A 14,988-nucleotide genomic window follows, 5' to 3' on the forward strand; every position below is an offset into this window, starting at 1 on the left:
GCTGAACCCTAGTCGATGCGTTCGAGCTTGCCCATTTCTTCAGTCGTGGGCGCATCGTCTTCAATGGTCCGTGATGGGTTGATGATCACTGCACCGATGAGCATCACAATGAGGCAACCGCCGAGCATCGAGAACGCAGCACCCCAAGAGTCCGTAGCTTTCTGCACCACACCAAAGAGCATTGGAACCACTGCTGCGCCCGCATAGCCCAGCCCCTGGGCAAAGCCGGAAAGCACACCCGAACCGTAGGTGGTTCGCGAACGCAAGTTCATCATCAGCAGGGCGACAGCAAAGGTGCCCTGACCCAGCCCGGCAGCGCAGATCCACAGCACGGTGTTATGGGTTGGTGAAAGGAATATACCTAGGTGCCCAACGATCCAGCAGGCGGTGAAAATCAGTACTGCGACAATCGGGTTTTTTAGTCTTGGAACCCACAGCGGAACCAAAAGGCTCATCGGCAAGCCAAGGATGGCAAAGAGCGCCAGCATGTTGCCCGCGGTCAGTTCATCAAGTCCACGGTCTTGCAGATACGGTGGCAGCCAAGTGAAGTACACATAAGTTTGGGCTGAGTTACCTGCCAGGAAGATCGCCAGACCCCAAGCGACTTTGGACTTCCAGGGGTTGATCTTGATAACCGGATGAGGCACGCCATTGGCACCGACCAGATGCTCCGAGCGCTTGACCCCTCGATCAGCAATGAGCTGAAGGATCCAAGGGATCAATACGATGCCCGAAAGTGCCGCCCAAGCTCCGATGGAGACTTGCCAGTTGCTCACATTGGCCAGTGGGACCGAGAACTGTGGTGCCATCCAGGTACCCACGGCAATCATGGTGACGTAGCCGCTGGTGACCATCCCGATGCGTTCTGGGAAATATTTCTTAACCAGTGGCGGCAGGACTACGTTTCCCATTCCATATCCGGCCAAGGCCACGATGGATAGGGCGAGGAATGAGTAGACCTCGGGCATAAAAACTCGTGCCAGCTGTCCAAGTACGGCACAGGCGAGCGAGATGATCAAGGTCTTCTCAAGCCCAAAAGTCTTGATCAGTCGCGGAGTGAGCAGGCCGAAAACTGCAAAGACCACCGGGGCAAGCATTGCCAGCAGACCGGTGGTGAGTTCGGTAAATTCAATGTCCGTCTTGATCCTGGCTAACAGGGGCGGGACAGAAACTACCGCCGCACGAAGCGACAGGGCGAGCATAAGGATGCCTACAAGCGCCCCGATCCGTCCGCGTAAAGACGTGGAGTCGCTGTCTTTCGCCATTGAATTCTTCCTGCTTAGTGTTGGTTGAGATTCCCCAACTTTTTGATTGATGAGACTAACTCTAGTAAGCGATCGAGCTCACCAGCAAAATTACGTTGGTACCAATTGCTTGGAAGTGAAAGAGAAGCGTAGAGTCCCTCACCGGTGAGCATCACCAAATGGGCGAGATCTTTGCTGCCCACATCTTCGAGAATAGCCCCGTACCATCGCTCGTTGGTGCTTTCGATTTTGTCTGTGGCGCTCTTGACTCCAGCCTGCGCCAGCCGGTGGAGGGCCACAAGGTGGCGGTCCAGTTCCGTGTCTACTTCGGCGCTGGTGCGGATGAAGTAGGCAGCGCCGCCTTCTGCTGAGTTGCTCATAAGTTCAACGTCATGGGCAATGTGTACTTCAGCGGCTTCGATAACCGCTTCAGCTAGCGCTTCTTTCGACGCGAAGTGATAGAGCAGTCCCCCTTTGGATACGCCGGCGCGTGCTGCGGTGGCGTCCAGCGTTGCTGCGCGTTCTCCTTCTTCGCATAACAGCGATATGTAGGATTCCAGCACTTTGTTGCGAGCAGCAGGTGGGCGGGCCATGGCTCTCCGTTTCGTTGGGGCGGTGATCAATTCAACCTTATCGTCAATTGTAACTGTACCGTCTAGACGGTACAGTTACCATTTGTGGGCAAACCACACATTTCTACTAACTCCCAAAGGTGAAAGTTATGAGCTCAAACATCTCCGAACGCGCTTCTGCATTAAGCAAGCCGCGTCGTTGGGCGGCGTTGTCTGTTCTAATTTTCCCGGTACTGCTGATTTCCGTGGACAACACCGTCTTGTCCTTTGCCGTACCGGCGATGACGGAAGCTCTGTCCCCCACCGGCAATCAGCTGCTGTGGATCATTGACATCTACGCCCTAGTTTTGGCCGGGCTCCTCGTCCCCATGGGTTCACTCGGAGATCGCATCGGGCGACGCCGCCTGCTGTTGATCGGCGCCACCGGTTTTGCCATTGTTTCAGCCGTGGCAGCCTTCGCCACCGACGCCAGCCAGCTCATTGCAGCTCGTGCCCTGCTGGGCATTTTTGGCGCCATGCTGATGCCAGCCACGCTGTCGCTGATCCGCACCATCTTCCCGGACGCCACCGAACGACGTACCGCTATTGCTGTCTGGGCAGCTGCCTTCTCGGGAGGTGCGGTACTGGGACCAATCGTTGGCGGGCTACTGCTAGAACACTTCTGGTGGGGCTCGGTCTTCCTAATGGCAGTTCCAATGTTGTTGCCGCTGCTCATCGGCGGGTTGGTTTTGGTTCCCGAATCCAAGGACCCCAATCCTGGACGGGTTGATCCGCTGTCGATTGTGCTGATCATCCTCACCCTGTTGCCCTTTACCTATGCCATCAAGACTTTCGCCACCGCACCGTGGTTTGTTCTAGTAGCGAGTGTCGGGTTGGCTGTTCTCAGCGGTATCACCTTTGTGCGCCGGCAGCTGGCCAGTGAATCCCCCATGCTTGACATGCGATTGTTCAAGAATGCACCCTTCTCCGGAGCGCTCATGGTCAACCTCATCGGGGTCTTCTCGCTGGTTGGTTTTATCTACTTCGTCTCCCAGCATTTGCAGCTCATCACCGGATTCAGCCCCATCCAAGCTGGTTTATGGATGACCCCCGGACTGGTTTTGACCATGCTCTTCGGGTTGGCAGCAGTGGCCCTGTCGCGTCGTTTTGGTTCGCCAAACATTATGGCGCTGGGTTTGATCTTCTCCGCGGCGGCCTACCTGATGGTGATGCTGGCCGGAGATCACTTAACCGCACCGGTGCTGATGGTTGCCTTCGCGGTATTGGGTACTGGAATCGGCATGACCGAGACCTTGTCCAATGACATGACACTGGCGGCGGTTCCCGCTTCCAAGGCTGGTGCAGCCTCGGCCATTTCCGAGACGGCCTATGAAGTCGGTTCGGTGTTGGGCGTCGCGGTCTTGGGCTCCATCTTAAACTCGGTCTACTCCACACGGTTGCTGGTTCCAGGATCCTTAAGCCAGGAGCAGGCACAGCTGGCAGGTGAAACTCTGGGAGGTGCGCATCAGGTGGCGGCATCCTTGAACGCAAGTGATGCTCAAGCGCTGCTGGCTTCGGCGGCGCAGGCCTTCGATCACGGTGTATTACTTACTTCGACAATCGCTGCCACACTGTCTTTGGTAGCTGCAGTCCTTGTATTTCGCGTCATCAAACCGGCAATTAAGTGAACTGAACGCACCACTTGAGCAAATTTTTGATTAATTGGTTCAAAGTTATTCAATTGTTGACGGCTAGCACGTAGGCTAGGCAGTGTAGTTCCAAAGTAATTCGCGAAGTACCCGTTAGAAGTATGCGAATGTCGAACCACCTCGGTTGACGCGAGCCCCCTTCTAGACGTGCAGTGAATGACTTGGCTGCTTCGTAAGACCTGTTCTTCCACCAGGGAGTGAGGCCTTACGTAGATTACAACCAAGATCGCCAATAGAACCGGCGAGAAACGTCTGAAAGGACCAAATAGAAACATGGCAACCGGAATCGTAAAGTGGTTCAACGCTGAAAAGGGCTTCGGCTTCATCGCACCAGACAGCGGAGATCCAGATGTCTTCGCTCACTTCAGCGCCATCCAGACCCAGGGTTTCCGTACCCTGGACGAAGGCCAGAAGGTCGAGTTCGAAGTTGTTGAGGGTCCAAAGGGTCTGCAGGCTGCAGATATCCGCGCTCTCTAAAGAAGGTCTTTGGCTCTAACGCCTGACTTTTCAAAAGAAGGTCATCCGCATTGCGGGTGACCTTCTTTTTGTTATGAGCGTTGCAGATCACTGGAATACTTCGGCGCACTGACCGGTTGCACTAAATGTGAAGCTATCTATTTTGGATCTTGCCCCGGTTGCTCCCGGTCAAACTATTTCCGACTCTTTTAAGTCCTCTGTTCGCCTAGCCCAGACCGCAGAACGTCATGGTTATGAGCGTGTTTGGTACGCCGAGCACCACAACATGCCGACCATCGCCTCCAGCGCGACTTCTCTGCTGATCAGCCACGTAGCCCACCACACCGAGACCATTCGATTGGGCTCGGGCGGGGTCATGCTGCCAAACCACTCACCATTGGTGATCGCTGAGCAGTTTGGTACCTTGGCCACCATCTATGGGGACCGCATCGACCTTGGTCTAGGCCGCGCCCCGGGCACTGATATGACCACCCTTCGCGCCCTTCGTCGCGACCCATCAGCCGCCGATACTTTCCCACACGATGTGCTTGAGCTTCAGGCCTACCTCGCCGGTGAGTCACGGGTTCCTACCGTTGCCGCCACCCCAGGCGCTGGCACCAACGTGCCACTGTACATCTTGGGTTCGTCGCTGTTTGGCGCAAAGCTCGCCGCCCAGCTTGGCTTGCCATACTCCTTCGCCTCGCACTTCGCACCGGCCGCTTTGCATGAAGCCATCCGCGTGTACCGAGACGAGTTCCAGCCTTCGGCGCAGCTGTCCGAACCATACGTGATTGCTGGTGTTGGTGTACTCGCGGCAGAAACTTCCGAAAAGGCCCACGAGTTGCTCAACGTGGCCAAGCGTCACCGTGTGGCTGCATTCCTGGGTCGCAACGCCAAGAAGGAATTCACCGAAGCCGAGATCGACATGCTGATGGACACCCCACAGGCAGAGCAGATCTTGGACATGATGCGCTACACCGCAGTAGGTACCGGCGAGCAGGTTGCTGATTACCTTCAGCACTTCGCTACCGCAGCTCAGGCCGATGAACTGATCACCATTCACTACCCCACTGAAGAGCGGGAACGTTTGGAATCGGTCATGATCACCGCCAAGGCTTCCGAATTGGTCGCCGCGCAGTAATAGCAGTAATGCCTAGACACACTTCGCCCCCGAGTTCTGTTGAACTCGGGGGCGAAGTATTTACGCTTTAGTTCTGAAATCTAAGCTTTGGTGCGCTGTCCAATGATGGCCCAGAGACCAAGAACTGCAGCAAGAGCAGAGCAGCAAATCGCAAAGACCAGAATGCTAATTTCCTGGCCAAATACACCAACGGCCCATCCCAGTGCGATCACTGGAACTGCACTGCCGAGGTACGTCATCAGGTAGATGGTGGACACGGTTTGCGCGTGCTGACGGTCGCTGACCGAGTCAACTGCCTTAGCAAAAGCGGTGCGGAAGCTCATGCCTTGGCCCAGACCCACCATGCCCAGAGCCAGCAGGGCAAGGACCAATAGGTGGTGTTCGGCGGCGAAGGCCAGCAGAACGGTAGATACTGCCATGAGTCCCAAACCGACGGGAAGAAGTTTTGCCCCTCCACGCACTACTACCTGGGATAGTGCGGAGACTCCCAGAGGCAGCCCGGCAATCAGGCCAATGATCCACTTTGATTCCAGCCCAAAGACCTGAGCGAAGTAGCCCGGCGCCAAGGAGAGCACAAAGCCGAAGACGGCGAAGCTCAAGAACCCTACCAGTGCGGCCAGCCAGAACTGGGAACGTGCAGTACTTGGAATGCCCAGACGGCGAGGGGCTAGTGCCTTGCCGCGCTTGCCTCGTTCGGCCATGGCAATGGCTGGACGTGCTTGCAAGGTACCCAACGGGACCATGATCATCAGCAACAAAATGGCTTGGATCAAGAACACGGTAGTTCGCCCACCGGGAAGGTTTGCCAGCAATCCGCCCAAGACCGGTCCGAAAGCAACTCCACCCGAGGATGCCAAGAGCGTGAAGCGTGAGGCCCATTCAGGCTTGGAAGGCAAAAGCTCACGCAGAGCTGCCGCGCTGGCACCGGTAGCTAGCGCGACGCCAGTTCCTTGGAGTCCTCGCCCGAGGCAAAGCTCAACCAGATTAGAGGCCGAAGCAAAGACGAGCGTGCCAATGAGCGAGACCAGTACGGCGATGACTAGGGCAGCTCGACGTCCAATGTGATCGGACCAGTGTCCAACGGTGGATAGGAAAAGCATCAGCGAGCAGACATAGCTGGCGAACGCGATGGTAGTTCCCATCGCGCCCAAATGTAGTTCGTCCTGAAGCGCTGGGTACAACGGCGTAGCTAGGTTGGCGCCCACCAACAACAGGAAGCTCACTGCCACCGTGATGACCAGACGTGTGGTCAAGCCCGGGTTCCAGGAAAGCGTCCGGTGCTGCATGGGCTGCATGCGCAGTTCACTGATGACGGACACGTTCACTCCCGGTAGCAAAATAGATCAGGTCTTGGGATCAGGAACAGTCCTGAAAAAGTTTTAACCGGTGGGGCTACTCGCTTCCCCACCGGTGAGTTGAGCGTTCTGCTTGAGTTTGTCTACTGCAACAGATCGTTCACTCACTAATATCCACCCTTTCAAAGCAGGTCGAAAGAATTCTTGCTAGGATTTGAGCAGTTTGGTCAAAATAACGCCCCGCAACAACCCCTGGAGTGAGCATATAGTGCGCTTAGACGAAGTAGACCTCAAGGTGCTGCTGTCCTTAATCAAGGACCCGCGTATCCAAATTTCGGAACTTGCTGATGAGGTAGGCATCGCCCGCAATACCGCTCAGTCACGTTTGCGCCGATTGCAGCGTTCAGAAATTCTTCGAGATGGCGGTCGCGATATTGACCTCGGTAAGTTGGGCTACGACGTGCTGGCCTTTGTCACCTTGGAGGTGAGCCACCGTGACCTTGATACGGTCATCACCGCTCTGCGTCAGATCCCGAATGTTTTAGAAATCCATGAGACCTCCGGGCGCGGAGATGTGTGGGTTCGACTCATTGCCACCGACACTCACCAGCTGCAGTCTGCGCTGCGCCAGATCTTGCGCATCAAGGGAGTCACCCGTTCGGAAACCACGTTCGCTTTGCACACTCATCTGGCCTACCGCTCCTCCCCTTTGCTGGAACACTACACCGAACATGATCACTAATAAATGCTCTAGTTCCCACCACCTAAAAGAAATTTAAAACAAGTCTTTAGTTTCCAGATGCGTGGTCCTAGGCTGGTGCTACGAGAAGTCACGAGGAGTATCCCCGGCTTCGAAGGTGGATCCCTCGTATCACCGAAGGAGCGCGCGATGAGCAGGGAATTCGAACCAACAGAATTTGGCACGGAATACGGCAACGATATCTATGAGCCTGATGACGGACGTGACTCTCAGGCCTATGAAGGATCCAGCGACATGCCGGAGACCATGCGCAATCATGATCCGCTAGCCCAGCGTCAGTACCTCTACGACGATGATCTAGAAACCGAAGATGATCTGGACAACGAATTCTCCAACGACGGTTCCGATGATGATGAAGAAGACGAATCCTTTGAACCTGAGGATGACGACTGACACGGCGGCTAAGCAAAACTTGGGCTAAAGGCCATAGACTTTAGAAGTGATTAATCCAGTTCATCTGCGCACGCTACTCGAAGTAGTGGCGCATCGTTCCTTTGCCACGGCCGCAACCCGCCTAGGCTACACGGCCAGTGCTGTATCTCAGCAGATGACAGCGCTGGAGCGGAGCACCGGCACAACCTTGTTTGTCCGAGGCGCCCGCTCTATCACTCCTACGCCTGGGGCCATGCGCATGGTTCGCCACGCTAAGCGTGTGCTGACAGACCTTGACGCGCTCATGGCCGATGTCGCCACGATCTCCACCGAGGCCACCGACCTTGAAGAGATCAAGCTAGGCATCTTCCCTTCCTTGGCCACTTACGCGTTGCCACAAATCCTGACAGCACGTGACTGGTCCTCGCTAGGAATCAACTTGCGCTTGTGGATCGGTGAACCGCAACAGACCGTTGCCGGTCTAGGCACCGGTGGAGACCTCGACCTCGCGCTGATCTTCCAGGTGGGTCCCGGCGGACTATCGTGGCCTGCATCCCTGGAACGCACATGGCTAGGTGACGACCAATTCCGTGTGGTCATTCCCGCCTCATGGCCTATCGCCGAAGACTCTCAGCTCACCGTTGACCAGTTGGCCGAATGGCCGTGGATCTTCCACCACCCTGGAACCTCGGACGCTACCCTGATCTCCCGGCTGTTCTCTTCGTACAACATCCACCCGCAGGTGGCTGCCTACTGCGATGACTTTAATGCCTCGCTGAGCTTGGTGTCTTCAGGCCTGGGTGCCGCGTTAGTTCCTGACCTTGCCATGGCCAACGCCCCGGAAGGTATTCGTATCGTGGATGCTCCGGAGATCCGTTTGGCACGTTCCATCTTTGCGCTGAAACCAGAGAACTCTAAAAAGCCAAAGGTGGCGCTGGTCTTAGACCGACTAGCCCAGATCTTGGCCCAGTAAAACCCGCGCAGTAAGACCAAGCGCAGTAGAACCTGGCCCTGACCGTTTGGCACCGCACGTGCCTAAGAATTTATCAAGAGAGTCTTTTGATGACTAGCGCTCACAACCAAACCAACAACGGATCTACGGTTCTCTCACATGTTTATGGACCCATTGGGCACATAGAGCTCAACCGCCCCGCTAAGCTCAACGCTCTAACTCTTCAGATGCTCACTGAGCTGACGAGAGTACTGAAAGTATGGGCCGAGGATCCATCGATCCAACTGGTTCTTTTGACGGGGTGCGGCGAGCGGGGTTTCTGTGCTGGCGGGGACATTGCAGATTTCCATCAAGCGATCACTACCGGAAAACATCAGGACTTCATCAACCTGCTGTCTTTGGAGTTTGATCTCGACTATCTTATTTCCACCTATCCCAAGCCACTGATCACCTTGGCTCACGGCATCACGATGGGTGGCGGCGTGGGCTTGGCATCTCATGCGCCGATCCGGCTTGTCACGGCAAGCGCAAAATTGGGGATGCCCGAAGCCAAAATCGGCTACACCCCTGATGTGGGTGGAAGTCATTTGCTGGCCAACTCTCCAGGACACCTAGGGGAATACTTCGCCATGAGCGCTACCTCATTCGCCGGCGCGGATGCAGTCTTCATGGGGTTTGCTGACGTTGTAGTGACCGACTCCTTTGCCGAGAACATCTTGGATGAGCTTGATGAATTCCTCGGACTTTCCGCAGCAGAAATCATCTCAGCTATCGAGGTACTTCATGGGGCGCCCGAGTCTCACGGAGTTGAACAAATCCAAGGCTGGGTTGATCACGCGTTCAGCGCCGATACCCCGCAAGAAGTTATTAGTCGTTTGGAGCAGATGGTGCACCCGGCGGCGGATCAAGCCGCACAGTTGCTGAAAGCTAATTCGCCCTCCAGCATTTGTGGAGCGTTCCATTCGGTGCGAGAGGCCCGCGTTGAACAAGATCTGCGCTCCGCATTAGACCGCGAATTACGCTTGGCACGGTTCTTGATGTATCGGCCTGATCTGGCTGAAGGTATCCGTGCTCAGGTGTTAGACAAGGACCGCAACCCGCACTGGTCTCCTGCGCTGGTAGGCGAAGTTGACCAGGACGAATTACGGTCCTTGGTGCGTGATTCTCAGCTTTAGCTGTCGACTCCGGGTCGGCCTTCGGGTCGGCCTTCGGGTCGGGTGACGTCCGAATGCACCGGACGAACCTTCGCTGATTCCCTAGGTTCAATACGCGGTGCGCTCACCGCATCTTGAGGCTCTCGCACGACGCTGGCTTCAATGCCCACGCCCATTGGTTCTTCGTAATGCAATGGTGCGTGCTCGCCGAAGTGATCTGAGTCCGCTTCCTCCCAGTCTTCCTTCCAAGACCCGGGGGCTTCGTCAAGCAGTTCGCCTGGACGAAGCCAGTGGAACAGCGAAGCATAGGACCTGGTTGACTGTAGGTTGACCCGGCGACGTAGCATTCGGGTATTTAGTTGTGTCGGGCTGGTGAGCCCCATTGATGCCATGATCTGTGCAGATTCAGTAACTGTCAGGTGATGGTAGTTGTAGACGCGGTGCCCTTTATCTTCTACGTCTAAGGCTCGCATCAACCGCTTGTTCTGCGTAGCCACACCCACCGGGCAGTGATTGGTGTGGCATTGCTGAGCTTGGATACAACCGGTGGCCATCATCATTGAACGCGCGGAGAAGGTGAAATCGGCACCTTGAATCAGGCGTTTGATGATGTCAGATCCGTTGGCAATTTTGCCCGCGGCCGCCAATCGGATTTCATCACGTAGTCCCGCACCAACCAACGTATTGTGCACCAGCATCAGCCCCTCGGTGAGCGGTGCGCCAACGTGGTCTTCATACTCAAGCGGAGCTGCACCCGTGCCACCTTCAGCACCGTCCACGGTGATGAAGTCAACCAGGATGCCGGTATCTAGCATGCCCTTACACAGCGCCATGATGTCGGTACGCGAACCAACGCAGAACTTCACTCCGATTGGCTTGCCGCCGCTAAGCTCACGCAGTTTACCGACAAAATGCATTAGTTCTCGTGGAGTCGAGAACTCGGCATGGCTAGCTGGGGAAATGCAATCCACACCCATCGGAACATCACGGGCTTCCGCAATCTCTGCGGTGACCTTTGCTGCCGGAAGCACACCGCCCAATCCGGGCTTGGCACCCTGCGAGAGCTTGATGGTGATGCCCTTGACCTTCTCGTGGTTAGCCTTCTTGGCGAAGGTTTCCGGGTTGAACCGTCCCTCGGGGGTACGGCAGCCAAAGTAACCTGACCCGATCTCCCAGAACAGATCTGCCCCGTACTCCAGGTGGTACTTAGTCAGCCCGCCTTCTCCGGTTTCATGGACAAACTCCCCCATTTCAGCACCCTTGTTCATGGCTAAAACAGCATTAGCTGACAAAGCGCCGAAACTCATCGAGGAGATATTCATCAACGAAATCTCATAGGGCTGAGTACATTGGCTGGAACCAACTTTGACTCTGAACTGACTGGCGGGAGGAGCAACTGGCGCCGCCGAATGAAGCAGGTACTCGTGGCCCAATTCGTTCACATTGCGTTCAGTACCGAAGGCCTTGTGGCTGTCGGCTCCTTTGGCACGCGCATAAATCAGGGAGCGAGTATCACGGTCAAAAGGTTTGCCATCGGTATTGCGCTCGATGAAGTACTGCTGAATTTCTGGGCGGATGAATTCAAAGAGGTAACGCGCGTGCCCCACAATGGGGAAGTTGCGCAAGATCGCATGCTTTTTCTGCACAAGGTCCCGAACTCCAAGCAAGACCAGAAGCCCGGTTAGCGCCACCAAGATCCACCAGACCCATCCTCCAGAGGTACTGGCCAGGATTGCGGTGATCACAAAACCGGTCGCGAGCACACCTAAGAACAGGAGAACCACTATACGCATCATGGTGCGAGCCTAATAGTTTAGGACGTGATTGTCAGGCATCTACGCAGGGAGGATTCGATCCGCCTCACGAATGGCCATTTGTGCAAACAGCGAGTCTTTCTGCCCCAGCAACAGCCCGGCGTTTCCGCTTTCAGCCACTGCACCATTTTCCAACACCAAGATCTGCTGCGCATGGCCCACAGTTGCCAGTCGGTGGCTTATCATGATGACACTCATTGAGTGCTGACGCCGGCGTCCGATTGCCTGCAACACTAGTTCTTCACTGGCAGTGTCCAATGCACTGGTGGACTCATCAAGAATCAACACCGCAGGTTCACGGACCAGTGCCCGAGCTAATGCCAACCGTTGACGCTGTCCTCCAGAGAGTCTTGAGGACCGATCCCCTAAGCGCGTGTTGAGCCCGGATTTCTGTTGTTGTAGCCAAGTGCTCAGGCCCAACTCTTCGAGTACTTCTTCCAACTTTTCATCACTGATGCCTTCGTGACCCAAAAGCAGGTTTTCACGCAATGTTCCGCGAACCATCGCTGCCTCCTGGGAGACCAACATGATCTTTTCCCGCAGTTCGCTCAGCGCAGCTTCGGTGATGTCTACACCGCCAAAGGTGATAGACCCGGTGAAGTTCACCGCTCTAACCACAGCGGAAGCAATCGATGATTTCCCTGATCCGCTCTCGCCAACCAGAGCCACCATGCCCCCGGGATTCAGTTCGAGATTTAGCCCGCTGACCACTTGCTGGGACCCGTAGCTGATTGCCACATCGTTGATCTTTAGGGCGCCAGCTTCAGGGAGTTCTTTTGGCTTGGCCACTTCGGCCACTTCGGGCTTTTGGGTGGCTGTGGCATGCAGCCGACGAGCGCTAGCCAGCGAATCCTGGAGTCCAAGCACAAACCCATCAACGGTTCGTACCGCTTCATAGGAAGGCACAGCGGCGCAGCCCAAGATCACCAGAGCACCCAACTGATGTTGGCCGCCCAGGACAATAAACAGGGCCAGCAGACTTCCCCAGATGGTCAGCTGGGTGAGTGTCGCGCGTAGCGCTGTGATGGTACCGGTGCGTAGGCTGGCAGCCCCTGATTGGCTGGTGCTCTCACGCAGTTTTCTCAGTGTCTCGTTGCCGCCGCGGAAGCTGTGCAGGATTTCTATGCCCCACATCGCTTCATTCATCAGCTGGTTTTGCGCTCCTCTTGCAGAAGCCGTAGCTGCCGAGCTGGCCCGTAGTGTGCGCACCCCAATGAGTGGAATGATCAGGCCTATCAGCGTGTAAGCACAAAGTAGGATCAACGCGGGAAGTTCGCCGAAGTAAATCCACGTTGCCCAAGTAGCCAGTGCACTGATCACTACCGCGGCTACCGCTGGCGGTAGCGTGTGCGCGAAGAACACTTCAACCTTGTCGATGTCACTGGTGGCTCGGGCCAGTAGGCGTCCGGAATTTTTAGTGGCCGCGTTGTAGGGAGCTTGGCGTTCAAAGGCTGCGTACATCCGCCGCCGTAGACGCGCTAGCGACAGGAACGCTACGCGGTGTCCCACATATTGTTCCAGGTAGCGCAGCACGCCCTTAGCAAGGCCCAGAACCACGATGGATCCTGCCAGCAACCACCAGTTCAAAGAATTGAGCACTTCAATACTGTTCAGGCCCAGCACCTTGCTCAACCCAATGCCGGCAAGAACGTAAATGCTCAACGAAGCCAGACGCGTCAGGCACGAGAAAACACTGGCTAACGCCAACGGTGGTACCAGATCCTTAGTGGTACCGATGAGCCAGAAGACTGTGGAGACAGTGCGCTTCTTTTCTTGACTCATGCTTTCCCCTCCCCCAAGGCACGTAGACCTGAAGCCTGTAGCTGCGCGGTGCGCTGTGACAGATCGTTTAATGCGCCTTTGAGATAACCGTCTTGATTCACCAGTTGTTCGCGCGGCCCGGACTGTATAACTCGTCCTTGATCCATGACCACGACGTAGTCAAAATCGGCTAATAGTCCAAGACGATGGGTGACGGTGATGATCGTTGTTGATGAGCCAAGCTCTCTCAGGCTTTGGCGAATATCTGCTTCGCTGTGCACGTCCAAGGCACTGGTGGGTTCATCAAGTAAGAGCACTGGGCGCTGTGCTAACAGGGCACGAGCCAAGGCAAGCCGTTGCGCTTGGCCACCGGAGAGCCGGGCCCCACCTTCACCCAGTGGTTGGTCAAGTCCCAGGGGTTGATCTGCCAGCCATGAGTCCATCCGGACTTGGCTGATCACCGCCCTGAGTTGTTCATCGGTGGCGTTAGGTGCACCTAGTCGCAGGTTCGCAGCTAGGCTCACGCCGAATAGTGTGGCTTGCTGTTCAACCACCGCGGTATTCGCCTTAAGAGTGGCAGGACCCATGGCTTGGCGGCCGTCATGAATGATCCCGGCCGAGGATTGCAGCTGTCCTTGCAACACCCGAATCAGGGTGCTCTTGCCGCTTCCGGAGGGACCCACAATAGCTGTTCGGGATCCGACGGGGAATTGGAGATTAATCTTGTTCAGTGCCAGATCGGCGTTGTTGTAACTCGCGCAGAGATCTTCGATGAACAATCCGTTCTGCGACAGATTGACGGTCAGTGGGTTGGCCATCGAAGGGTGCATCGGAATGTCTTGAATTTCGGCTAGCTTTTTCTCTGCTGCCCGCCCGGTCATCCCGATGTAGAAGAAACTACCTACGTAGTTCACCGGAGCAAGCATCAAATAGCTGAGAATGATCAGTGCGAATCCCAAACCTGGACTCATGGCCCCTGAACTGGTTCGCCACCAGGCTAGAGCCGCGGAGCTTGCCAAGAGCAACACCGCAAAGCTGGAATCAATGACCAAGAGGATGAGCTGGTTGCGGGCCAAAAGTTTCATGACCTGCTGGCGCACCCGTTCGGTTGCCGACCCAATGGTTTCGCCCATCCAGCTACTGCCACCGTTGAGCTTGAGCATATTTAGTGAGCGAAGTGCATCCAAGAAGGTGGCCGACAAGATTCCTTGAGCCCTGCGGTACTCACCGGCGGATCCCCCAAAGCGCTTCTGGAATCCCAAGACGATGACCGGCACCAAGGCGGTGGGGATCAAAAGCAAAATGGCACTGAGCGGGTCAATAAACAGTGCAATGAACACAAGGATTAATACGGGAGTGGCCACCGCGGCACTGGCTGGGCCAAGGAAGCTTGAACGGAATTTCACCGAGCGTTCCACCAAATCCATGGCCGAGTGCACCAGCTCTCCCTCGCCGGCCCGTCGAACGGCCAGCGGACCGATGGACAGGTAATGCTTGAGCAGCTTGGAACGATGATAGGCGGTGAGCTGTTGGCTATCGTGCGCAATAACCACAGGGACCAAGAACGTTGATAGTGCCAGGGCAAGTAATTCACCGGCAACCCCGATGTACCAACGTGTGTCTGGGGATTCGCCTCGATAGAACAGGTCAAATCCCTGTCCCAGTAAGATCACCAATCCGGCGGTAGCTGCGGCAGCGAAGATACTCAGAGCCACGACCATTACCGTTGCTGCTGAGAGAATTCCAAAAAGCCTACGCACATCACTATCCTAGGACAGA

At 55.8% G+C, this 14,988-nt stretch carries 13 protein-coding genes; 7 read left to right on the forward strand and 6 right to left on the reverse strand.

Features of this window, described 5'->3' with window-relative positions; all coding sequences use genetic code 11:
• Positions 1-8 precede the first annotated feature (8 nt).
• Both ACT3RW_RS13805 and ACT3RW_RS13810 read right to left on the reverse strand, forming a co-directional pair.
• Positions 9-1,265 (reverse strand): MFS transporter, encoded by a 1,257-nt coding sequence (locus ACT3RW_RS13805; protein WP_444614127.1) that lies wholly within the window; start codon positions 1,263-1,265, stop codon positions 9-11.
• Between the two features lie 14 nt (positions 1,266-1,279).
• The gene (locus ACT3RW_RS13810) at positions 1,280-1,837 is read right to left on the reverse strand and encodes a TetR/AcrR family transcriptional regulator (RefSeq protein WP_131089044.1); all 558 of its coding nucleotides are present in this window, start codon (positions 1,835-1,837) and stop codon (positions 1,280-1,282) included.
• Between the two features lie 128 nt (positions 1,838-1,965).
• On the opposite strand from ACT3RW_RS13810, the gene ACT3RW_RS13815 reads away from it, so the two are divergent.
• From ACT3RW_RS13815 to ACT3RW_RS13825, 3 genes are all read left to right on the forward strand, one after another.
• Positions 1,966-3,483 (forward strand): MFS transporter, encoded by a 1,518-nt coding sequence (locus ACT3RW_RS13815; RefSeq protein WP_444614128.1) that lies wholly within the window; start codon positions 1,966-1,968, stop codon positions 3,481-3,483.
• Between the two features lie 294 nt (positions 3,484-3,777).
• Positions 3,778-3,981: a cold-shock protein gene (locus ACT3RW_RS13820; protein ID WP_013349999.1), complete on the forward strand. Its 204-nt coding sequence runs from the start codon at positions 3,778-3,780 to the stop codon at positions 3,979-3,981.
• A 127-nt stretch (positions 3,982-4,108) separates the two neighbouring features.
• Positions 4,109-5,101 (forward strand): LLM class flavin-dependent oxidoreductase, encoded by a 993-nt coding sequence (locus tag ACT3RW_RS13825; protein WP_131089046.1) that lies wholly within the window; start codon positions 4,109-4,111, stop codon positions 5,099-5,101.
• Between the two features lie 80 nt (positions 5,102-5,181).
• Here the strand turns inward: ACT3RW_RS13825 and ACT3RW_RS13830 are convergent, their stop codons facing one another.
• Positions 5,182-6,420 (reverse strand): MFS transporter, encoded by a 1,239-nt coding sequence (locus tag ACT3RW_RS13830; protein WP_444614129.1) that lies wholly within the window; start codon positions 6,418-6,420, stop codon positions 5,182-5,184.
• A 244-nt stretch (positions 6,421-6,664) separates the two neighbouring features.
• Here ACT3RW_RS13830 and ACT3RW_RS13835 point away from each other — a divergent pair, with 244 nt between their 5' ends.
• The 4 genes from ACT3RW_RS13835 (at position 6,665) to ACT3RW_RS13850 (ending at position 9,655) form a co-directional block, all read left to right on the forward strand.
• On the forward strand, positions 6,665-7,138 hold the full coding sequence (locus ACT3RW_RS13835; RefSeq protein ID WP_207306473.1) for an Lrp/AsnC family transcriptional regulator: 474 nt from the start codon (positions 6,665-6,667) through the stop codon (positions 7,136-7,138).
• A 147-nt stretch (positions 7,139-7,285) separates the two neighbouring features.
• Positions 7,286-7,549 carry a hypothetical protein gene (locus ACT3RW_RS13840; protein ID WP_131089048.1) on the forward strand — a complete coding sequence of 88 codons (264 nt, stop codon included), beginning with the start codon at positions 7,286-7,288 and terminating at the stop codon, positions 7,547-7,549.
• Between the two features lie 46 nt (positions 7,550-7,595).
• Complete coding sequence (locus ACT3RW_RS13845; RefSeq protein WP_131089049.1) at positions 7,596-8,501, forward strand: LysR family transcriptional regulator; 906 nt, start codon at positions 7,596-7,598, stop codon at positions 8,499-8,501.
• 89 nt (positions 8,502-8,590) lie between these two features.
• On the forward strand, positions 8,591-9,655 hold the full coding sequence (locus ACT3RW_RS13850; protein WP_444614130.1) for an enoyl-CoA hydratase/isomerase family protein: 1,065 nt from the start codon (positions 8,591-8,593) through the stop codon (positions 9,653-9,655).
• Here ACT3RW_RS13850 and ACT3RW_RS13855 read toward each other — a convergent pair.
• Genes ACT3RW_RS13855 through ACT3RW_RS13865 form a run of 3 tightly spaced genes read right to left on the reverse strand, consistent with a single transcriptional unit; the run spans position 9,652 to position 14,969 of the window.
• Positions 9,652-11,430 carry an FMN-binding glutamate synthase family protein gene (locus ACT3RW_RS13855; protein ID WP_444614131.1) on the reverse strand — a complete coding sequence of 593 codons (1,779 nt, stop codon included), beginning with the start codon at positions 11,428-11,430 and terminating at the stop codon, positions 9,652-9,654. The two genes, ACT3RW_RS13850 and ACT3RW_RS13855, sit on opposite strands and share 4 nt — an antisense overlap.
• A gap of 39 nt (positions 11,431-11,469) precedes the next feature.
• Complete coding sequence (locus tag ACT3RW_RS13860; RefSeq protein ID WP_444614132.1) at positions 11,470-13,230, reverse strand: amino acid ABC transporter ATP-binding/permease protein; 1,761 nt, start codon at positions 13,228-13,230, stop codon at positions 11,470-11,472.
• Entirely contained in the window at positions 13,227-14,969 is a 1,743-nt protein-coding gene (locus ACT3RW_RS13865) for an ABC transporter ATP-binding protein/permease (RefSeq protein ID WP_444614133.1), read from the reverse strand. The genes ACT3RW_RS13860 and ACT3RW_RS13865 overlap by 4 nt, the downstream gene beginning before the upstream one ends.
• Between the last annotated feature and the right edge of the window lie 19 nt (positions 14,970-14,988).

The sequence above is a fragment of the Glutamicibacter sp. AOP5-A2-18 genome (assembly GCF_052446055.1).
Classification (GTDB): domain Bacteria; phylum Actinomycetota; class Actinomycetes; order Actinomycetales; family Micrococcaceae; genus Glutamicibacter.

Bases quoted from the DNA above. Each gene is read 5' to 3' on its own strand.
- ACT3RW_RS13805 (WP_444614127.1), bottom strand. From the start codon at position 1,265: ATGGCGAAAGACAGCGACTCCACGTCTTTACGCGGACGGATCGGGGCG.
- ACT3RW_RS13810 (WP_131089044.1), bottom strand. From the start codon at position 1,837: ATGGCCCGCCCACCTGCTGCTCGCAACAAAGTGCTGGAATCCTACATA.
- ACT3RW_RS13815 (WP_444614128.1), top strand. From the start codon at position 1,966: ATGAGCTCAAACATCTCCGAACGCGCTTCTGCATTAAGCAAGCCGCGT.
- ACT3RW_RS13820 (WP_013349999.1), top strand. From the start codon at position 3,778: ATGGCAACCGGAATCGTAAAGTGGTTCAACGCTGAAAAGGGCTTCGGC.
- ACT3RW_RS13840 (WP_131089048.1), top strand. From the start codon at position 7,286: ATGAGCAGGGAATTCGAACCAACAGAATTTGGCACGGAATACGGCAAC.
- ACT3RW_RS13850 (WP_444614130.1), top strand. From the start codon at position 8,591: ATGACTAGCGCTCACAACCAAACCAACAACGGATCTACGGTTCTCTCA.
- ACT3RW_RS13855 (WP_444614131.1), bottom strand. From the start codon at position 11,430: ATGATGCGTATAGTGGTTCTCCTGTTCTTAGGTGTGCTCGCGACCGGT.
- ACT3RW_RS13860 (WP_444614132.1), bottom strand. From the start codon at position 13,230: ATGAGTCAAGAAAAGAAGCGCACTGTCTCCACAGTCTTCTGGCTCATC.